Source organism: Mycobacterium sp. MAA66, from assembly GCF_041261665.1.
GTDB lineage: Bacteria > Actinomycetota > Actinomycetes > Mycobacteriales > Mycobacteriaceae > Mycobacterium.
In genome coordinates this window covers 1-1401 of sequence record NZ_JBGCCC010000026.1, presented here as the reverse complement: position 1 = coordinate 1401, position 1401 = coordinate 1, and the positions used below count along the sequence as shown (strand labels likewise).

At 66.8% G+C, this 1401-nt stretch carries 2 protein-coding genes; both read left to right on the top strand.

What is annotated here, in order from left to right; all coding sequences use genetic code 11:
• Positions 1 to 5 precede the first annotated feature (5 nt).
• Positions 6 to 1091, top strand: coding sequence for an S-(hydroxymethyl)mycothiol dehydrogenase (locus ABIA30_RS27375; RefSeq protein ID WP_370071349.1), 1086 nt, complete (start codon positions 6 to 8; stop codon positions 1089 to 1091).
• A partial coding sequence (locus tag ABIA30_RS27370; RefSeq protein WP_370071347.1) for an MBL fold metallo-hydrolase occupies positions 1091 to 1401 on the top strand: 311 nt, incomplete at its 3' end. The genes ABIA30_RS27375 and ABIA30_RS27370, both read left to right, overlap by 1 nt.

The following is a 1401-nucleotide window of genomic DNA, read 5'->3' as shown; positions in this document are numbered from 1 at the left end:
TAGCCATGAGCCAGACAGTGCGCGGTGTGATTTCCCGGTCCAAGAAGCAGCCCGTCGAGCTGGTCGACATCATCATTCCCGATCCGGGGCCGGGTGAGGTCGTCGTCGACATCATCGCCTGCGGTGTCTGCCATACCGACCTCACCTACCGCGAGGGCGGTATCAACGACGAGTACCCGTTCCTGCTCGGCCATGAGGCCGCAGGCACCGTCGAGTCAGTCGGTACGGGCGTCACCCACGTCGCGCCCGGCGATTTCGTGATCCTCAACTGGCGCGCCGTCTGCGGCGAGTGCCGGGCGTGCAAGCGGGGCCGCCCGAACCTGTGCTTCGACACCTTCAACGCCACCCAGAAGATGACGCTGACCGACGGCACCGAGCTGACCCCGGCCCTCGGTATCGGCGCGTTCGCCGACAAGACCTTGGTCCACCAGGGCCAGTGCACCAAGGTCGACCCGGCCGCCGACCCGGCCGTGGCCGGCCTGCTTGGCTGCGGCGTGATGGCGGGCATCGGCGCCGCGATCAATACCGGCAACGTGGGCCGCGACGACACCGTGGCAGTCATCGGCTGCGGCGGCGTGGGTGACGCCGCGATCGCCGGCGCCGCGCTGGTCGGCGCCAAACGGATCATCGCCGTCGATCTCGACGAGCGAAAGTTGTCGAAGGCCCGGGAGTTCGGAGCTACTCACACAGTCAATGCAGCCGACGCTGACGTCGTCCGGTCAATTCGGGATCTGACCGACGGCAACGGCGCCGACGTGGTGATCGACGCGGTCGGTCGCCCCGCGACGTACGAGCAGGCATTCTATGCCCGCGACCTGGCGGGAACCGTTGTGCTGGTGGGTGTTCCGACGCCCGACATGACGCTGGAGATGCCGTTGGTGGACTTCTTCTCCCGCGGCGGCTCGCTCAAGTCGTCCTGGTACGGCGACTGCCTGCCCGAACGCGACTTCCCCACCTTGATCAGCCTGTACCTGCAGGGTCGACTGCCGCTGGACAAGTTCGTGTCCGAGCGGATCGGGCTGGACCAGATCGAGGACGCATTCCACAAGATGCACGGCGGCGAAGTGCTGCGCTCCGTGGTGATCCTCTAGTGGGTGCGATCGGGCGGGTCGTCACCAGCGGCACGTTCAGCCTGGACGGTGGGACCTGGGACGTCGACAACAACATCTGGTTGGTCGGTGACGACAACGACGTCGTGGTGTTCGACGCCGCCCACACCGCCGGGCCGATCATCGAGGCAGTCGGTGGCCGCAATGTGGTCGCGGTGGTCTGCACGCACGGCCACAACGACCACATCACCGTCGCGCCGGAGCTGTCAAAAGCCCTCGATGCGCCGGTCCTGCTGCACCCGGCCGACGAGATGCTGTGGCGGGTTGTCCATCCGGACAGCAAGTTTCACGC

Bases quoted from the DNA above. Each gene is read 5' to 3' on its own strand.
- ABIA30_RS27375 (WP_370071349.1), top strand. From the start codon at position 6: ATGAGCCAGACAGTGCGCGGTGTGATTTCCCGGTCCAAGAAGCAGCCC.